The organism is Vreelandella lionensis, assembly GCF_002087295.1.
GTDB lineage: Bacteria > Pseudomonadota > Gammaproteobacteria > Pseudomonadales > Halomonadaceae > Vreelandella > Vreelandella lionensis.
Genome location: NZ_MWVI01000064.1, coordinates 1 through 17467, shown reverse-complemented (window position 1 = coordinate 17467; position 17467 = coordinate 1). Strand labels below are relative to the sequence as shown.

18 protein-coding genes and 1 pseudogene are annotated in these 17467 nt (G+C 55.4%); 15 read left to right on the top strand and 4 right to left on the bottom strand.

From position 1 onward, the window contains the following. Window positions 1-129 precede the first annotated feature (129 nt). From B4967_RS08530 to B4967_RS08505, 6 genes are all read left to right on the top strand, one after another. Complete coding sequence (locus tag B4967_RS08530) at window positions 130-1647, top strand: cytochrome D1 domain-containing protein (RefSeq protein ID WP_083024705.1); 1518 nt, start codon at window positions 130-132, stop codon at window positions 1645-1647. An 11-nt stretch (window positions 1648-1658) separates the two neighbouring features. Next, on the top strand, window positions 1659-2243 hold the full coding sequence (locus B4967_RS08525) for an RNA polymerase sigma factor (protein ID WP_083024703.1): 585 nt from the start codon (window positions 1659-1661) through the stop codon (window positions 2241-2243). Beyond that, entirely contained in the window at window positions 2236-2430 is a 195-nt protein-coding gene (locus B4967_RS08520) for an anti-sigma factor family protein (RefSeq protein WP_083024702.1), read from the top strand. Before B4967_RS08525 ends, B4967_RS08520 begins: the two co-directional genes overlap by 8 nt. Then, on the top strand, window positions 2427-3050 hold the full coding sequence (locus B4967_RS08515) for a hypothetical protein (RefSeq protein ID WP_083024700.1): 624 nt from the start codon (window positions 2427-2429) through the stop codon (window positions 3048-3050). The genes B4967_RS08520 and B4967_RS08515 overlap by 4 nt, the downstream gene beginning before the upstream one ends. A gap of 70 nt (window positions 3051-3120) precedes the next feature. Further along, entirely contained in the window at window positions 3121-3558 is a 438-nt protein-coding gene (locus B4967_RS08510) for an MFS transporter (RefSeq protein ID WP_207953602.1), read from the top strand. Between the two features lie 18 nt (window positions 3559-3576). Continuing rightward, a complete protein-coding gene (locus tag B4967_RS08505; protein ID WP_083024698.1) occupies window positions 3577-3954 on the top strand; it encodes a YkvA family protein in 378 nt (125 codons plus the stop codon). A 4-nt stretch (window positions 3955-3958) separates the two neighbouring features. On the opposite strand, the gene B4967_RS18045 is transcribed toward B4967_RS08505, so the two are convergent. Then, a complete protein-coding gene (locus tag B4967_RS18045) occupies window positions 3959-4105 on the bottom strand; it encodes a hypothetical protein (protein WP_161491491.1) in 147 nt (48 codons plus the stop codon). A 165-nt stretch (window positions 4106-4270) separates the two neighbouring features. Continuing rightward, window positions 4271-5048 (bottom strand): annotated as a pseudogene (locus B4967_RS08500) (ISL3 family transposase); the annotation flags it as partial. 244 nt (window positions 5049-5292) lie between these two features. On the opposite strand from B4967_RS08500, the gene B4967_RS08490 reads away from it, so the two are divergent. Next, window positions 5293-5613, top strand: a complete 321-nt coding sequence (locus B4967_RS08490; RefSeq protein ID WP_479694223.1) for a MerR family transcriptional regulator — start codon at window positions 5293-5295, stop codon at window positions 5611-5613. 305 nt (window positions 5614-5918) lie between these two features. Here B4967_RS08490 and B4967_RS21490 read toward each other — a convergent pair whose 3' ends face one another. Then, window positions 5919-6041, bottom strand: coding sequence for a hypothetical protein (locus tag B4967_RS21490; protein WP_422822249.1), 123 nt, complete (start codon window positions 6039-6041; stop codon window positions 5919-5921). 232 nt (window positions 6042-6273) lie between these two features. Between B4967_RS21490 and B4967_RS08480 the strand changes: the two genes are divergently transcribed. The 4 genes from B4967_RS08480 to B4967_RS08460 all read left to right on the top strand — a co-directional run bounded on the left by B4967_RS08480 (window position 6274) and on the right by B4967_RS08460 (window position 12465). Beyond that, window positions 6274-9246, top strand: coding sequence for a Tn3 family transposase (locus B4967_RS08480; protein WP_083024696.1), 2973 nt, complete (start codon window positions 6274-6276; stop codon window positions 9244-9246). Between the two features lie 1514 nt (window positions 9247-10760). Next, window positions 10761-11387 (top strand): class I SAM-dependent methyltransferase, encoded by a 627-nt coding sequence (locus B4967_RS08470; RefSeq protein ID WP_083024695.1) that lies wholly within the window; start codon window positions 10761-10763, stop codon window positions 11385-11387. A gap of 457 nt (window positions 11388-11844) precedes the next feature. Next, window positions 11845-11997 carry a hypothetical protein gene (locus tag B4967_RS18040; protein ID WP_157826462.1) on the top strand — a complete coding sequence of 51 codons (153 nt, stop codon included), beginning with the start codon at window positions 11845-11847 and terminating at the stop codon, window positions 11995-11997. Between the two features lie 192 nt (window positions 11998-12189). Continuing rightward, window positions 12190-12465: a hypothetical protein gene (locus B4967_RS08460; RefSeq protein WP_035557873.1), complete on the top strand. Its 276-nt coding sequence runs from the start codon at window positions 12190-12192 to the stop codon at window positions 12463-12465. 243 nt (window positions 12466-12708) lie between these two features. Here B4967_RS08460 and B4967_RS08455 read toward each other — a convergent pair whose 3' ends face one another. Further along, window positions 12709-13551: a hypothetical protein gene (locus B4967_RS08455; protein ID WP_083024693.1), complete on the bottom strand. Its 843-nt coding sequence runs from the start codon at window positions 13549-13551 to the stop codon at window positions 12709-12711. 490 nt (window positions 13552-14041) lie between these two features. On the opposite strand from B4967_RS08455, the gene B4967_RS08450 reads away from it, so the two are divergent. The 4 genes from B4967_RS08450 to B4967_RS08435 all read left to right on the top strand — a co-directional run bounded on the left by B4967_RS08450 (window position 14042) and on the right by B4967_RS08435 (window position 16961). After that, entirely contained in the window at window positions 14042-14452 is a 411-nt protein-coding gene (locus tag B4967_RS08450) for a DUF6573 family protein (RefSeq protein WP_035557880.1), read from the top strand. A 236-nt stretch (window positions 14453-14688) separates the two neighbouring features. Further along, a complete protein-coding gene (locus B4967_RS08445) occupies window positions 14689-15279 on the top strand; it encodes a DUF6927 domain-containing protein (protein ID WP_052703853.1) in 591 nt (196 codons plus the stop codon). Between the two features lie 195 nt (window positions 15280-15474). Beyond that, complete coding sequence (locus B4967_RS08440) at window positions 15475-16053, top strand: hypothetical protein (RefSeq protein ID WP_083024689.1); 579 nt, start codon at window positions 15475-15477, stop codon at window positions 16051-16053. A gap of 251 nt (window positions 16054-16304) precedes the next feature. Further along, window positions 16305-16961, top strand: coding sequence for a hypothetical protein (locus tag B4967_RS08435; RefSeq protein ID WP_083024687.1), 657 nt, complete (start codon window positions 16305-16307; stop codon window positions 16959-16961). The last annotated feature ends 506 nt before the right edge of the window (window positions 16962-17467 follow it).

The window sequence follows — 17467 nt, the reverse complement described above, 5'->3', positions numbered from 1 at the left end:
TCGGGAATAAATCCCGGCCCGGTGACGCCTTTGGCTTCACAGATCGTTTTCGACCGGTGCTTTGCTGGCAAGAGGTCTTGCCAGCACATGAGTCCGGCCGAACTTCTTTTAGCCTTTGGAGTTTGTAATATGCGTCCACCGATCCCCCATGCCATCACATCATTCGTCGCCGCAACCCTGCTCAGTGTCAGTGTGCCCGTGAGCGCGGCGGAAAACACCCGCTTTGAGCGCGGCAGCGAGGTGTACAACCAGCAGTGCGCTGCCTGCCATCAGGCTCAGGGTCAAGGCATACCGGGGTCGTTTCCCCCGCAAAAAAACCACACCGCTCAAATGTACAATGCCACTGACGGTATCGGTGGCCGCCGCTATCTGGGGCATGTGCTGCAGTACGGCCTGACCGGCCCCATCAAAGTCGACGGCACAAGCTACAACGGCAACATGCCGGCCTGGGGCGGTGCGCTCACTAACCAGCAAATGGCGGATGTGCTGAATTACGTGCTGACGGCGTTCGGCAATGAAAAGCGGGTTGCTGGTGAGTTTCAGCCCTACACCCCTGAAGAAATCGAAGCGATTGCGGGTAAGGACCTGTCCGGCAAGGATGTTTACCAGCTGCGGCAGACCCTGCTGGGCCAATCGCCTGAGCAGTCGCGGACCAAAGCCACTCCCGTGCGGTCGGCGCCCGAACTAAGCCTGGAAAAGTCCATTCGCGACCCTCTGTATGTGGCGGTCCAGAACAGCGGCATCGTGAAAGTCCTACCCTCAAAGCAGGCCTGGCCCGGCGTCGCGGGCGCTCACTACAATGCCCTGAGTCCTGATGGTTCCCGGCTGATGGTGTCCGGCTTCAAAACCGGCAATGTCTACGTTTTGAATACCGCCAGCGGTGAGGTGATGGCCAGCGTACCGATCGGTGAGGTGGCCCAGGGCGTAAAAATCTCACCGGATGGCCGTTACGGCCTCGCCGTGGCGCCGACCCAAGGCGACGTTGCGGTGATCGATATGAATACCCTTGAACTGGTCAGGAAAATTCCAGTGGGCAAGGTACCCCACATCCTCGTTTACAGCGCCGACGGCACACTCGCCTACGTCACGCTGCAGGGCGAAGGCGCGCTGGCGGTAGTGGATATGCGGGCCCTGGGAAAACAGCGTCAGATCCCCACTCCGGGTCTCAAGACGCCTCACAACATTGACATCAGCGCCAACGGTCAACGGCTATGGCTGCGCGACTTTACCGGCAACGTGGGGGTACTGGACCTGGCTAGCGAAACCATGCTGAAAACTTTTAAAGTGGGTAGTGGCCATGGCGGCATCGACGTGGTGCCCGGCGAGCAATACGTCGCAACCGGTGCGATTTCTGCGTCCGTGGTCACTATAATCGACTCCGAGAGCCTTAAAATTGTCAAAAATGTCGACGTGGGCGTTGGCCCCCACGGCGTTCGGGCAAGCCGCGATGGCCAGTTCATTTACGCGTCGGTCACGGCGGATAACCACATTGCCGTTATTGATACCCAGTCCCTCGAGGTGGTCCGCCGGGAGCCGGTTGGAGGCCAGTTCCCCTTCTTGGCTCGCGGTACCGGGCAATCCATAAAAAAGTCGGGAATAAAAGGCGACCCGGTGACGTCCTCCAGTGAAGTGACCATAAATAGGTAGCGGGCAGCCCCATGCGCAGCACCGGAAGCAGGCAGCAATTCGACACACTGGTACGGCCCTGGCGCTACCGCCTGTACGGTGTTGCGCAACGCCAGGCCCCCTCACAGGAAATGGCGGAGGACTGGACCCAGGAGACCTTGCTCCGGGCCTGGCGGGACTTTGACCAACTGGACGATCACGTGGCGGCCTACGCCTGGCTGCTAAGGATTCTCAACCGGGTGGTTGCCGATGACTATCGGCGGGATGGGCGCCGGCAGCAACTGGCTCCGGTGCTGACCACCGGTGACGCGGTGTTGAATGAGTATCCCTGCAGTGCCCCGGGCCCCTTCGATCAGCTCCTGAAAAACCAGAGCGATGCGCAGGTCATGGCTGCGGTTCACGCCCTGCCGGACAGCTTTCAGCAGGTCATTCTGTTGCGGGACTTTGAGGAGCTGAGCTATCAGGATATCGCACAAATTCTGGACCTGGCACCGGGGACGGTCATGAGTCGCCTGTCACGCGCGCGGCGCCTGCTCGCTAAGCGACTGATCAAGGCAAGCCCGAGGTCCCTGGCTGCCAGCCACACAAAATACACATCGGTGAATTCCCATGAGTGATCTCAAAAACACAGACGCCCACGAATGGTCCGACCTGCACGCCGAAATCCAGGATTGGCTGGCGGGCTATGCCGATGGTGAGTTGGATGAGCATCACACCGCCCTGGTCGAGGCCCATCTTGCTGGATGCGAGACCTGCCAACAGATGTTGAACGTCAGCGAATTCTTTCCGAACGACTGCAGATGATACCCCCCCCGGGACTGTCCGCCGATTTTGACGGGCGGCTCGATATCGCCCTTGCGACCGCCCCCGCCGGTGGCAAGCGCCCATCCGGTCGTCGCCGCATGACGAATCTGAAACGCTGGCTGAGCAGCCTTCGCCCGTCGGTTGTGATTGGCAGCGGCGGTTGGGCCGTTTCCCTGGTACTGGCAGCGGTACTGCTGATGCCCAGCCTGACGCCGGATAATATCAACAGGATTCCCATGGTCAGTGACGTGCTGAGCGATTATCAGCGTGTCGCCCTTGAGGAACTGCCTCGCCAGGCCGGCGGCTCGGAAGTGTCTCCGCCATCGCCGTGGGCAAACAGCCGGGTGCTGGCAACCTGGATGACCCGAGTGGGGGGCGAGCCTGCCCAGGCGTACGCCATGCGCCAGGGTAACAGCCTAGTCATCCAGTATCGTATCTCGGAGCGCGTATTCTTCCGGGATCCGGATGTGCGACAGGCGGTGGCCCGAGCCGGCGACTTTCGTACCCGGTGCCGATCAGTTGGAGGTGCTCGGGCTACCCATGGAGGACTCGGGATTGCTGGTGGTTGCGCCAGCCGGGAATATGCCGGCGGTAAGCGAAGCCACGACGGGGCCTCCTGACACGCTGTCAACGGTGATTATTTGACCATGACCTACTACACTGAATCAAAATCAGGTTTGTCACGAATTCATGGCACCGATGACCACCGTCGGCAAGTGCAGGTCGAGATGTCCTACCCGGTCGGCGCTATGGCGGATCGCCGTCGGCCATCTCCCCATGCTGGTCGGCGGGTATGTTCTGGGAACGCTCACGGCCGTTTTGACAGCACTGGCCTTCTGGCTTTCGGTAGACAGCGTGCCGCTGCTCGCCGTCATCTTCTTCGTCGCTGGCTTGTACGTCACTGTCGAGGAAGCGTTGGAGTCCACGGTGACAGCCGAAATGGTGCAGGCCGACACCCTGATGATCAGCTATGGTGCGCTGGGGACGGTCAACGGGACGGCCAAGTTCGTCTCCAGCGCCACGGTCGGTTTGGTGTGGACCGCAGTCTCGCCGACTCTCGGCTTTGGCTTGGCGGCCCTGCTGATGGCGGCCGGGACATTGGCTATGCTCCGCGTCCGTAATGCGTAGCGTACAGAGACACTTACTATGACAATAAAGCTGGTTTCGAACGCCAAGCAATGGGCACGAACCATCAAGCGTGACGTACACGCGGTCTGGCTTTCCGCTCGTGATCCCTGCACCCCGTGGTTCGCAAAGGCGCTTGCGGTGGTTGTCGCGGCCTATGCTGTCTCGCCCATCGACTTGATCCCCGACTTCATTCCCGTGCTCGGCTACGTGGATGACATCATCATCGCGCCGCTCGGAATCATGCTGGTCGTGAGGCTTATCCCGCCAGAGGTAATAAGCGAGCACCGAGAAACCGCCGCCAAAGCCACCGAGCGTCCGGTAAGCCGCATGGCAGCGGGGGTATTTATCACCCTATGGATCGTCTGTGCAGCCCTTCTAAGCGCCATCTACTTGTGATTAATTATAAACACCGTAGGGCGAGTTGTACTTGGCGGATGACGCTGGCCACTGCCCAATTCTGGGGGCCGCGCACGCTCTCCAAGAATTTACCCCGGAGAACATCATCCAGGCCAGCACATACAATGGTGACCGCATAATTGTTGCTCACCTTCGTCCTCCGTTACCCAGCATTGAAGTGTGAGCCATGATAAATTATCCGAGTGTCATACATGACGCTATTGCGCATCTCATTTGAGATACGGTCAAGCTGTCGCCATTAGAAAATGGGTATCCGGATTAATTGGTTGACGATCCCTGTAGGCCCACCGATATCTTAATTTTCCCAGAAGGTTGATAGATCGACACCGAAGTTCTTCTCGGGCTCGGGTAGACCCATGCCGTAGGTCATGGTGGCCTTGCCCAGGAAGGGGGATTCCTTGGTCTGCGGCACCTTCTTCTTGTGCTTGGTAGAGCATCCGGGCCCGCATCACCTCGAATGAGTAGCCCCGGCCATCGCGGTTCTTGTCCTTGGCCAGCCGGTTGATCGACTCCGTGAAGGCATTGGTGACTGGGATGTCGTCAATCCAGGCAGCCAGCGCCTGCTCAGCATCTCGCCGGCTGGCACAGTCCCAGATGTGGTAGAACCGCTCCTTGTGCTCGTAGGCTGCCAGGAGCTGGGGGAAGGCCCCCATTCAGGTTTCCATGATGAGACGTTCGCGGTCGGAGACGTCGTGAGCCCGCTTCAGCAAGGTCTTCCGGTCACCCTTGAGGGTTCGGCGTTGGTTGGCCTTCAGCTCCTTCCTGAGCCCCTTGCGGACCTTCTCCAGGGCTTCGTTGGCCATACGCACAACATGGAACTTATCGACCACGATGCGGGCCTGTGGCAGCGCCGCCTGGACGGCACGGCGATATGGCTTCCACATGTCCATGCTGACGATCTCGATCTTGTCGCGCTCGGTCATGCTCATGAGCCGCTTCGTCACTGCCTCCTGCTGACGACCGGGCAGCAGGTCTAACAAGGTACGCTCCTCCAGGTTGGTCAGGATGCAGAGGTAGCGGCGGTTCAGGTACAGCTCGTCGATACCTAGGTAGCGGGGTGTCTCGAAGCGGTGCGCACTTGCGGTACCTCGCAGACTTCGCCAGGTTGCCGATCCAGGCACCGGAACCCCCCAGGGCGATCAGGGCCAAGGTGCCCAGACAGCAGGCCGACGCGAGCAGGCTGCAACCCCGCCTGCGATTAACGACTCGCGACCGGATTGTGACTCGGAATTCAACTCTGATATTGCAATTACACCTTCTACGGCCTTGTTCGATAGGTTAAGCTTGAGGCCGTAGTCAACTACGGAGTCAAGGCAAATGCCGGATGAAATGAACTCATTGACCATCGGGGGGCTGGCTAAGGCGGCGAACGTCTCAGTTGAGACCATCCGCTACTACCAGCGACGTGGGTTAATACCTGAGCCCCAGCGTCCTCTCGGGGGTATTCGACGCTACGGTCCCAGCGATATCGGCAGGTTGAGCTTTGTGAAAACATCGCAGCAGTTAGGCTTCAGTCTCGATGAGGTTAGCGACCTGCTCCGACTCGAAGACGGCACCCACTGCCAGGAAGCCAGCACTCTCGCGGAGCGCAAAGTTGCACGACGTACGTGGGAAGATCGAAAAGCTACAGCAAATTGAGGTTTTACTGAGCGCCATGGTTGATCGGTGCTGCGCCCAAGAGGGCAATATCTCGTGCCCCTTAATTGCGTCATTACATGAAGGGGTTGGGCGAAAATTTTGTACCTACCCTAGCCAGAGTGGGCCCCCTGCCAAACCTCAGTGACAAAGGGCAACCCCGCAGGCCCTCAGAATGTCCAGTGTGACCAGCAGAGTACGGCGGGGAAGTTTTTGGGCAACAGCCCCAAACAGAGGTGCTATTAGGGCGTAGGCAATCATCTTCAGGGCCAGCGCAATGCCGAGCACCTGGCCCGCACTGCCGCCCGTCAGTCATGGGCCAGCGGCGCCAGCGCCACCGTCGTTAGCCCGGTCCCTGCCAGAGCGATTAGCTGGGCACTAGAAAGGCGTTGGTAGGTGTGAATGATCAGTGGGGGGGGAAAGATGCTCAATGGCCATAGCTCGAATCAGTCTGCGGTGTGGTGTAACGATTCAATAAATCGGGGAACCGGCGATCGATGACCGAATAATCCCGTAACGTAAAGCGAGCGTGGCGTTCACAAAATAACGGGCGGTTCCTTTGGTCTTGACGAATTGCTGCCTACTATAAGCAATGCCCCCCTCAAGAGCGAAAGTACTGTGGGCTAATGCCTTTCACTGGAACCCCATAGCGAAGGACTGCGTATGAGTAGCCTCCATGAAACCGCCTATCCGCGATTGAAGGCGGTGGTCTCGGATCAAGAACTGGCAGAAATTTATACACCCTCTACCCAGGAACGATCCTTTGCCCGAAAGCACGGTCGAACTCCGGCTGCTCGTGGCGCCCTACTCATTCTCCTGAAAACAGTGCAGCGTCTGGGCTACTTTGTCCATCTCAAAGCCGTTCCCCAATCCATTACAACGCACATTCTGGCGTGCGACGACCTTTCACATCTCGCATTGAGCCAGCTCAGGGTCTACGACCGCAATGGCGGCGCCCGTCAGCGGATGCTGGAGACGGTTCGTCAACAGGTGGGCATCAAGGCGTTCACCGTTGAAGGCAAGGCAATTGTACGGGAACTAGCGCGTGAAGCGGCCACCACCAAGCAGGACCTGGCGGACATCATCAATGTGGTGATTGAAGAGCTGGTGCGCCAGCGTTTTGAGTTACCGGGTTTTTCAACGTTGCAACGGACCGCGCGTCAGGCTCGCAGCACGGTCAATACCGGTTACTTTCGGACGCTCAATGTGGGTTTGACAGCGCATCAAAAAAACGAATTTGACCAGTTGCTGCAAGTGCCGGATGATTCCCCTCATACCAGTTGGCATAAGTTGAAACAGGAACCCAAAAAGCCGACCAATACGGAAGTGAAGAAGTATCTTCAGCACCTGGAATGGCTTCAGGGTTGGTGTCAACAATTGCCCGCTGTTGATCACATTCCCGCCGCCAAATATCACCACTTCATACTGGAAGCACGAGCGCTGGGCGCGGCCAACATCAAGGCCATGCAAAGCACCAAACGCTACGCTTTGATGGTTCTGCTGGTCCATGCCCAATTGCGTCGCGCGATGGACGATGCGGTCGACATCTTTGTTCGCAAGATGCGCAACATCAAGACCAAGGCAGAAGCCAACCTGAACCAGTATCACCTGGATCACATGAAACGCATGGACAGGCTGGTGGCTCAACTGCGTGACGTACTGACCGCCGTCCAGGAAGCGCCAACGGACTCCGAGCGAGGTGCCCGAGTGGCGGCTGCCATCCAGAGCGATCCTGATGAATTACTGGCAGAGTGTGAGGAACACATGGCCTATGCTGGCAATAACTTCATCCCGTTCATGCTGCAACCCTACCGCCCGTTACGCCCCCTGTTATTCAATTGCCTTGAACTACTGGATCTGGCGGCAACCAGCCACGATCAATCTTTGATTGAGGCGATTGCGACTCTGAAAAAGCACCGGCACAGCCGTAAGGAATGCCTTGTGCTCAGTACTCAACCCGTCGACGTGTCTTGGCTACCGGAGCGTTGGCGCCGTTTGGTATTGGGGTCGGGGCCAAGCCAGCTACCGCCCGGCATGGTCTACCGGAAGTATTTCGAGCTGGGCGTACTGACACAGGTGAAGCGTGAACTGATTTCCGGCGATCTCGCGGTCGCGAACAGCGACCAGTATAGTGACTACCGCGATCAGCTGGTGGATTGGAAAGTCTATGATGCCCAGATAGCGGACTACAGTGCGATGATTGATATCGAATCCGATCCAGCCGCTTTTGTGGCACAAGCCCACTCTCGGTTGAGCGAAACGGCCGACCGCATTGACCGTGGCTTCCCGGAGAATGAATACGCCGTCTTCCATGGTGAAGAGCTGGTGATCCGGAAGCACCGTCGTACGGCGCCTCCGGATGGGTTAGCTGAGATCGACAAGCAGTTATCCCAGAATTTGCCCGAAAAGAATATCCTCGACATCCTGGTGGAAGCCGAAAAATGGCTGGGCCTCCACAAACGCTTTGGACCACTTTCCGGGTTTGAGAGCAAGCTGGAAGACCCCCGTACCCGCTTTGTTTCGACCTTGTTTTGCTATGGCTGCAATCTCGGGCCAACTCAGACCGCCCGATCCATCACGACACTTAATCGCCGGCAGGTGTCCTGGCTCAACCTGCGGCATGTCACCGAAGAGCGCTTGGAGCAGGCCATTGTGCAGGTTATCAATGCCTACAACCGCTACCGGCTGCCGCGACACTGGGGAACTGGCCAGCGGGCTGCCGCCGATGGCACAAAATGGAACCTGTACGAACAGAATCTGCTATCGGAATACCACATACGGTACGGTGGCTACGGCGGGGTGGGCTACTACCACGTCTCCGACAAATACATCCGCCTGTTCAGCCACTTCATCCCTTGCGGCGTTTATGAGGCCATTTACATCCTTGACGGGCTAATCAAAAACGATTCCGATATCCAGCCTGACACCTTGCATGGCGATACTCAGGCGCAAAGTGCGCCCGTCTTCGGGTTGGCTTACCTGCTGGGTATCAACCTGATGCCCCGCATCCGGAATCTGAAGCAGCTGGTGTTCTACAAGTCTGACAAACGCCAACGGTATGAGCACATCAATGCTTTGTTCAGCGAGACTATCAACTGGAAACTGATTGAAACCCATGTGCCGGACATGCTCCGGGTGGCGCTATCGATTAAGGCTGGAAAAATCGCACCGTCCACGGTACTGCGACGTTTAGGTACCGCAAGCCTCAAGAACAAACTCTACTTTGCTTTCCGGGAACTGGGGAGGGTCGTTCGGACAACCTTTCTTCTGGACTACATTGGCAGCGTGGAGTTGCGGCGAACCATTCATGCGGAGACGAACAAAACGGAAGAGTTCAACCAGTTCGTGAAATGGCTGTTCTTCGGCGGCGAGGGGGTGATCGCCGAGAATATCCGTCACGAGCAACGGAAGGTGATCAAATATAACCACTTGGTGGCCAACCTGGTCATTCTTCACAATGTGGAGTCGATGACGTTAACCCTTAAAGATCTCAAAGAGCGCGGTCATCATATTGATCACGATATTCTCAAAGGGCTGGCCCCATACCGCACGGACCATATCAACCGATTTGGCGATTATACGCTTGATTTTGATCGGCAGGTTTCACCCATGAGCTACAACGCCAAAATAATTTAAATACAATAGGTTAAGGCACATTTTGGAGGATTTCGTCAGAATCGTTGCCGACCCTCTATAGGTGCTGTACAGGGACTGAAGTACTGACTTTGTAACAATCAGCCCACGAGGAAAGGGTAAGAAGATAGCTCGTGCAAATCGACAAAAAGCGAATCCAAGTCAGGATGAAATTCAAGGCGTGGCGTTATCGGCAGGAAAAGCTAAGCGAGGTGTGCTTAACGTAACCATTACTGTAAATGAGATAGAAAGGGAGAGAAACAATGATGGATGGAATGATGAACGGTGATGCAATGATGTGGGGGATGGGGCTGATAGGGCTTCTTGTCCTAATACTGCTTGTGCTCGGTATTGGGGCTCTCGTTAAGTATCTATTTAAAAAATAAGCGAGACCTTAAAAGCGGTGAGGATACTGAGGGCTCTCAGTGAGTACAACCATTTGCTTCCCAAGTTCACACAAGGGCAGATAGCCGGCATATACGAGTGCCATGTTATTCCAACTGAGGCGCGGGACATCCGCAGCCACTCATTGCCTGTTGCTAAAGAACAAGTACTATACGAGTGCGGCAACCCCAAGCACGAGGAGCAGGATTACAAGCAGACAGAGCAGGTCCATCCCACCACATCATCAATCCGCCGCAAGCCACCATTTCGCCCATCGTCAGTTCTTCTCCCTGTAGTGTCGGTTTCTCCTGCATTTCTATCTGCACCGGATGTCCGGCGGCTTTCCACTGCGGATAGCCCTCGGTAAGGCTTATCGCCTTAGAAAAGATTGGTATTCTGACAGCGATATACCCCGCCGTCTGGAGCATCGGTAAGCTCTTTACCGGTGCCTGGTCAGACCGGGTGGGGCGTCAGGGGCTCATCGTCTGCCAGCAGTGGTCATTGTGGTGTTTGCTGTCTCCGTAGGGTTTTCGGGATTTGCGACGGGCGCGTTCCTATTGGGATAGGTAAAGCGATGGTTTATCCTACCCTGTTCGTCGTCATCGGTGATGTCGTGCATCCAGCGTGGTGATCCTCGGTTGGCATCTATCGCCTCTGGCGTGATCTTGGCTATTTCTTAGGCGCTATTATCGCAGGGGTGGTAGCGGATACACTGGGACTGGCTGCGGCGTTGTGAGTGGTGGTGGCTTTGACGTTCGCCTCGGGCCTATTCTCGACGCTGCGCATGAAGGAGGTACTCCAGATCACCGCACGGTCTCAGCGCAGCTGGATCCCTAACCAAGCTGGGAAGTGATTTACCGACCATCTCCTTGCCCATAGGCCCGGTCACGCCCGCGCCAAAAAGGAGAAAGACATGACGAGCATCACTCCTTCTTCTTGCCCGATGGGTCTTGGGCGCAATAGTCGTAGCAGTAGACATTGCCGGAAAGTTCAACACCTAGGACGGGAAAGAGCGCGTTGTAGTGCCCCAGAGATGGAGGGCAACAAAGGGCACAAGCTGGCTTAGCGGGGGTGCTATAGGCTTACAACACAATGATATGAGTTTTATCCCTATCGAATGTGGAGGAAGTGCCATGGGTTTTTATAGCCGCCACATACTGCCGCATCTGATCAACCTGACGATGGGAGCGGGGATGCTTAAGAAATATCGTCAACGTACCGTGGCCAAAGCTCGGGGGAGTGTCTTAGAACTTGGATTTGGATCTGGAGTTAACCTACCTTATTACAACCCTGAGCTTATAGAGAAGTACTATGCAGTGGAGCCGGATGGTGGCCTTTTAAAGCTTGCGCAAAAGCGTATTAACAAAGCCCCTTTCAAGGTGGAAGTGCTGCAAATGGGCGCAGAGCAGATAATACTACCTGATGACAGCATAGACACGGGCCTGAGTACTTGGACACTCTGCACGATTCCGGACATAGAAGCGGCTCTAGCCCAGGCGCGAAGGGTGCTCAAGCCCGGGGGACAATTGATTTTTGTCGAGCATGGACTCGCGCCAGAAACCCGCGTTGCCAGCTGGCAGCAACGGCTGACTCCGTATTGGAAGCGTTGCGCCGGTGGCTGCCATCTGGATCGGCAGACAGATGTGTTGCTTCTCAATGCCGGCTTTGTACTCCAGGATCTGGCTACAGGCTATCTCGGTCGTCCCAAGACCATGACGTTCATGTATGAAGGCGCGGCCAAGCCTCCCGCTGTCGGGTGAGTGAACTGGGTTCGCTGGCGGTAGATGGCGAACTCCGGGGCGCGAGATGTGAAAAAAATCAATTACATGCTACATAGCTGCTGGTGTAGCCCAGCATGCATGGCGGAGCCAGCGGCCCAGTAACGTGATCGCCAGCATGTTATGTCTCTCCACCCCTGTCTCGGTACGGTCACCCTCGGCTCTATCTCGGAGTGACATTCTGGTTTTTATCTTGAGCCCAGGTAATGAGGTCTCGGGTTCAACAGTGGTTTACGAGGCTCAACAGGCCCAGTACCCGGCAAACTATCGGCATTATGGTGCTTTTCTTAATTGGCATTGCCCTAATCGCCAGTGTGGTCTTTCGCTAGGCCACTGCTTTTGCATCTGCCGTTCTGCATGTTAAGGACGGTAGGTCTATGCTATCGCTGGATCGGCGATGTGTGCGGCCTCGGCCTGCTGTGGGGGGGTGAAACTGGTCATGGGCCCCGTAGTGCGAACGCCTTTCCCCGCCGCCTCTAATCTCTTCGCCAAGGTAACGGTGGTGGCCAAGGAGAAGGGTCTGTTGATCTACCTTCGGCGCACTCTGAACGGCCTGCTCGATGAACTGCTGACGCAGACCAGTCTCACCTGACGCTGGTCAAGAACGACGCAACGAGCCGGACATTGGCATCGGCAGGCGGAACCGCGCTAGTCGAGTCGCCCGCGTGATAGCTATCGTTCACGGAAAATTCGCTGTGCACCCTATTTACGAACCTGAGTGTCACCCTGCCCCCCTATCTCCTCTTGAGACCTGTAATCCAGCAGGAATGAGAGGAGTAGGATCATGAGCGTAAAGTTTCAACAATGGGTCGCCACGGTACGACGAAGGATGCAGGATGGCCAGCCTCTGCTGGGGCCGGACAGCCTGCAGGCACTGACAGACGATGTACGAAAACTCGGTCTTGGCGCTATGGGTGCCGGAGTTCTGGGTTTCTTCGCTCCTAGCGAGAAAATCACTCTTGGTGCATCAGTTGCCATGTTTTTCGTAGGTGCTATCATTTGGGTAACAGGTATTGCGTTTCTTGTAAGAATTGAGCGCAACAGTGCAGAAAAGGATTGAATTTATGAGCCCTTTTGGATGGTTAGTTACAGCTTTTGCAGTCTTTATGGCGGCCGTGTGTTTATTCACGTTCGTTCAAATTGAACGCAGCAAGCATCATCACCATCAGGACGGCAGCAGCAGTTAGCTGAATTCTGGCGATTGTCATTCTCGTCAGAACAAGAGACATTGATCTCACATTCAACAAGCTCTTCCTTCGCGAAGAGCTTTTTTATTTCCGGTTACCAGAGGCTGGCGGATGGTTCAGCTAACCACTTCCTTGGCGAGGGAAAAGGCCACAGCCACCAGTGCAAGGCAGCCCAACGCCAGAGGATTGGTAAGAAAACGACACACTGCATAGCGGTATGGATGGGCTTCAATGCGGTCTTTCGTGGTCTGCAGGCTTGCAGCCTTTCGCTTGAGCTTCGCTATCTGCCCTTCCTGTTCTTCCAGCTTTCGCTGCTGATCAACTAGCCAGTCACTCGCATTCACCTTTTGGATATTCAATCGCCAGGCACGCTCGGCATCGTCAGTCGTCAGGTTTTCAGCAAGCATGTATTTTGATCGAGCGGTTATCTGCGATTCGGTTTCACTAGGGATGAATTCAATACCGAACTGCTCATAGAACCGATCACGCCTAACCTTGTTATTTCCATCGTGTGCGCCTGGCTTTTCATCTTGCCACGACAGCTCGATCTTCATTACCTCTGCCAACGGCCACTGCCTGGCCCAAGTGACGATCTCTGCCATCAGGTAGGTGCCGATACGAAACCCGCGTAAACCGTTAAGAATCATTTGAATATCTGCGGGACCTCTGCATTCACCGTGAGTGAGTCTGACCCGCTCCCTATCTGTTGAGCTTGAAGGCGAATATGCAGCTGACCATTCGAGTTCATTTCCCTCAGGAGGCCGCTGGGTATCGATCCGTTTGACTCTAAGCGTGAGTCGAGCGCCCTGGCCAACAATTTGTTCTATCCGCTGGATCATCAAAATCGCGTCTGGGGTCTCGCTGTTGGGTGTCTCTCGGTGGCGAACCTGGATAACACGCAGATTCTCTCTGGGCGCTCCCTCAGTAGTGCTGTCCTGGGCTGTTGCTTTACCGACCATAGGCATCTCCTGAATTGATTGTTTCGCATGCGAAACAGGTAGGGGGCTACCAATACCATACTTTTCAACGTCAGCAAGGCCCCTATCTCTTCTTGAGACCTGCTTTGCAGGAATGTGAGAGAGAGAAGAGAGAGAATCCCAATGGAAACATTTGGCGAGCGTTTGGAAACGATCATCTACAGCCGTCGCGGCGGTAACTTCGGTGAATACTTAGGCGTTGAAGGTCTGAGCCGGAGGGTGCGAATAAGCGAGCAGGTGTTCAAAGTCCGCTCATGTGTGGATGTGGATTCTGACTGGATGTGGGAGGTTACGCACGAACCAAGCGGCTTGTCTGAGCGTTCTAATGAACGCTGGGGGCTATGCTTTGCTGCTGATCGACTGGCTCGCGTTGTTAGACGTGAGAGCGCCTGGAAGTTGCCGACTGGGCCTGAGGTTACACCCATCCCAATGGCTGCTTTTTTGGCGTCACGCCAACAGGGGGCTACAGCTCATGTTTGATGAAACTGACATGATCCATAGCTATTCCCGTGCGGATGCCATCGAAGATGGCAATTTGGTAGATGTCAGCGAACGTGCTGAGCACGCCGCCGGCAACATGATGGGTTTCAAGGTGCCTGTTGCCATGACTGCTGCAGCCTGGGAGGCTTTGGTGGCGTGGCATGACGGTAGAAGCCCTCATGAGATGCAGCAGCAAGAGGATAAGCGGTTAGGCGATGTATTGCTTGTCGCCCTTGAGGCTGCTGCGAGAGAGCGCAACGAGAGATATATCGACTTCATCGTTGATGTGATTGAGCAATCCGAAACCGGCTCTATCGTTGTGCCAAAACATGTTGTTATGACTATAGGTCCTGGGGATACCCCTAAGCCTGTGATAACGATCATGCTACCCGAGGAGGACTGACGCGATCGCGCAGTTATCACTCCTCTTTCTAAGCCCCTAGTCAGCCTTGTGCTGCCTGGGGGTTTTTCTATTTATGATGCCCATGAGCCAGGATCATGATTTTGCGGCTTCGATCCTATATGGCACTGCAATGGGAGCTAGACGCTATGTTTCGCATGCGTAACATTTTCTGTCAGTTTCACCCCTATCCCCTCCTGAGACCTGCAATACCGCAGGAATGAGAGAGGAGTAAGATTATGGGTACTTTATGCGTACCAAAGCCGTCCGACCGTAAAGCCTACCTGGACAAGGAATACACCAACCAGGATGGATCTAACGAAGTGCTGAAGTCGAGTTTCGTGGGCTCTACCTATTACGCTGCGATTAAGGTCCAGCGGAGGGGAGAGGCCACGGATCATGCGTCTATTGAGTACACGATAGCGGCGGTCGTGAAAACTAGCTGTTCGCAGGGAGAGTTTTGCTACAAGTCGATGGATGAAACCATGGGGCCAGCCTTGTCACAGTGCCCTGCATCGATTCTCAAACTGCTATCTCCGCTTGAGGAGCTGGAGCAGTTGGGGGTAGTAGTGGGAGTCGGACTGAAGTATGCCAGCGAATGGCGTGAGAGATGCCTAAAGCATGCTGAATCGAAAAAGCAGCGTGTGCGTCTGCAAAATGGCGATCGGATAAAACTACCGTACACAGTACGGTTCGTTGGAGGCCTGGAGTGCGACACATTCACCAAGGTGGACTTGCCGCGCAAACGCAATGTTTTCAGGCCAGATGGCTCGTCCAGCTTGGTAAGGCTTCAGGCCCGCCACCTGGATGATGCTGTAGTGCTCGCGTAGTATTTCAAGCCCTCTCTGCTGTTCTCAGCATGGGGCTTTTTCACGCTGGCGCCAGCCGCGCTATACCACCTGACACACAAGCCCTATCACTTCCTGAGGCTTTGGCCGTGTTCGTGTTCACCTCATGAAGCCCCTTTGCATCACCCTCCCCTCCCCCCCGATACTGAAACTCACCTTAGCCAAATGGAAGCCGTTATGACTGACTTAACGCATGAAGACCGCTTGTTTCTTCGAGAGCTACAGAAAAATATCGCTGCTAGTTTGGCCGGCTATTTTGATCAAGCGTTCGGCACTAATGTGCTGCCCGCAACCGGCGCCTCGATCACCATTGAGGGTGAGGTGAAGATGAACATGTACGATCACGCGCCAGGGCTCGCATTCTTTGAGAAGGAAACCTCACGTTCTGTGGCTGTACCTCCATACACTGAGTATTACAAACTGCGTGAGCTGGCTGAGGCTGGTTTTGCTGAGTTTTATCAGGCATCGAGTGAAGCCGAAGACGTATATGAAGGATTGTTTAGGCCTTTGATCATGCGTATCTGCAATAGTGGTGGGGTTGTTATAGACCTTTACGAACGAGGGGGCTGGCTCGTGGACACAATGCCTCCTAGCCAATGGACCGAAACGGCAGTTCAGATTGAGGAGCTGAATCGAGAGGGTAGCTTTCAGTCAGGATGGGACAATTTTTCGACAGCCCAAAGGCTGCATCGGCAGGCCTCTCGGCTACAGCAGTTGCTCACCCGTGCTCGTCACAGGACGAAATGCGCTGCCTGACACAGCCATAGCGACAGTACTATGAACCCTCTTTGTTTCGCGTGCGAAACACTTAGCTCGTCAGTTACTCCCCTACCTCATCTTGAGTCCTGCATTTACGCAGGAATGAGAGAGGAGTAAGGATCATGACGACACAGACAGACAAGACCACCTGCTGGATACCGAAGTGCCAACTTCCCGCACTGCGCGAAATGGTAGAACGGCTCGATCGCAAGGCAAAGAAACTTGGCATGGCGCCCTTCTAGATCAACGTGCTGGAAGAGGCTGTAAAGCCCTGGGCTCGTGAGAAGTTGGATCTTGAAGATCGACTGTCGCACTTTAAGCTGGAGCAGATCGTTGCCGTGAAAGTCGCAGTCAGTGGCGAACCTCCGAAGCTGGACGGGTATCGCTTGCTGGCGCGAATCGACATGGCAGCGAACCAGGCAGCACGGGGCACTCCCTTGGAGTGGGCATATAGCCGATTGCCCGAGCCATACAGATCGGGCGACGCCACGGGCGACTGCAGCCACTGCAACAAACGGCGTGAGCGGCGTTATCTCTTTCTGATGGAAGAGATGGCAATTGGCGTTGTCCTAGAGGTCGGAAAGACATGCCTCAAGGACTATCTTGGCCACCAAGGCGCTGAGTCGATGATGGCCCGTGCTCAACTATTGGTCTCTGTTATCAATATGATGGAAGAGATCGATGAGGTGGGCATATGGGGCGGTCGCCCTCCAGATGCTGTTGTCGAGCTGCGATGGCTGGTTGCCGCGGCAGTAAGGCAGATTCGGGAGCGAGGCTTCGTGTCTCGTGCTCGAGCAGAAGAAACTGGCGACCTGGCCACAGCAGAAATTGTGGGTGAGATGGCTCGTTCAGTCCCGATGGTCAGCAAGCGAATGAAGGCGTGTGTCTCTGAGGACGTGGCGTAGGCTGATGCGGTAATAGCTTGGGCACGGCAAGTGATCCCTCTGCAGACTGAGCATAACGATTTCGAGACGATGATTGTTCATCATGCTCGTTTCGACTTGGTTAAGCTTAAACGCGGAGTCGGCGTTATGACGGCGGCTGTCACTGCCTACGATCGACATGTGGAGTCAGCTGTTAACACCGAGTCAATGATGGCTCTCGGCTATGCTGGAGGTCCTGGCGATCAGTTGGAGATGGAAGTTGTGCGTAAGCGGTCCTTTTCATCAGATACCGATGGGAGCTGATGTGGAAGCACATATTCTGCGACCCCGAAGGTCGGTACATTGTCTGGAAAACAGGTAAGGCCCTTGAGGGGAGTAAGGTTGTACTGAAGGGGCGAGTCAAGGAACACGGCGAGTACCGCGGGATTTCCCAGACTGTCGTGACACGCTGCTCAATTAGACCTACATGATTCACTAGCCCCTGAACCTTTCGGTCAGGGGCTTTTTTATGGTGCGCCAGGCATGGC

Bases quoted from the DNA above. Each gene is read 5' to 3' on its own strand.
- B4967_RS08530 (WP_083024705.1), top strand. From the start codon at position 130: ATGCGTCCACCGATCCCCCATGCCATCACATCATTCGTCGCCGCAACC.
- B4967_RS08525 (WP_083024703.1), top strand. From the start codon at position 1,659: ATGCGCAGCACCGGAAGCAGGCAGCAATTCGACACACTGGTACGGCCC.
- B4967_RS08520 (WP_083024702.1), top strand. From the start codon at position 2,236: ATGAGTGATCTCAAAAACACAGACGCCCACGAATGGTCCGACCTGCAC.
- B4967_RS08515 (WP_083024700.1), top strand. From the start codon at position 2,427: ATGATACCCCCCCCGGGACTGTCCGCCGATTTTGACGGGCGGCTCGAT.
- B4967_RS08510 (WP_207953602.1), top strand. From the start codon at position 3,121: ATGGCACCGATGACCACCGTCGGCAAGTGCAGGTCGAGATGTCCTACC.
- B4967_RS08505 (WP_083024698.1), top strand. From the start codon at position 3,577: ATGACAATAAAGCTGGTTTCGAACGCCAAGCAATGGGCACGAACCATC.
- B4967_RS08490 (WP_479694223.1), top strand. From the start codon at position 5,293: ATGCCGGATGAAATGAACTCATTGACCATCGGGGGGCTGGCTAAGGCG.
- B4967_RS08480 (WP_083024696.1), top strand. From the start codon at position 6,274: ATGAGTAGCCTCCATGAAACCGCCTATCCGCGATTGAAGGCGGTGGTC.
- B4967_RS08470 (WP_083024695.1), top strand. From the start codon at position 10,761: ATGGGTTTTTATAGCCGCCACATACTGCCGCATCTGATCAACCTGACG.
- B4967_RS18040 (WP_157826462.1), top strand. From the start codon at position 11,845: ATGGGCCCCGTAGTGCGAACGCCTTTCCCCGCCGCCTCTAATCTCTTC.
- B4967_RS08460 (WP_035557873.1), top strand. From the start codon at position 12,190: ATGAGCGTAAAGTTTCAACAATGGGTCGCCACGGTACGACGAAGGATG.
- B4967_RS08455 (WP_083024693.1), bottom strand. From the start codon at position 13,551: ATGGTCGGTAAAGCAACAGCCCAGGACAGCACTACTGAGGGAGCGCCC.
- B4967_RS08450 (WP_035557880.1), top strand. From the start codon at position 14,042: ATGTTTGATGAAACTGACATGATCCATAGCTATTCCCGTGCGGATGCC.
- B4967_RS08445 (WP_052703853.1), top strand. From the start codon at position 14,689: ATGGGTACTTTATGCGTACCAAAGCCGTCCGACCGTAAAGCCTACCTG.
- B4967_RS08440 (WP_083024689.1), top strand. From the start codon at position 15,475: ATGACTGACTTAACGCATGAAGACCGCTTGTTTCTTCGAGAGCTACAG.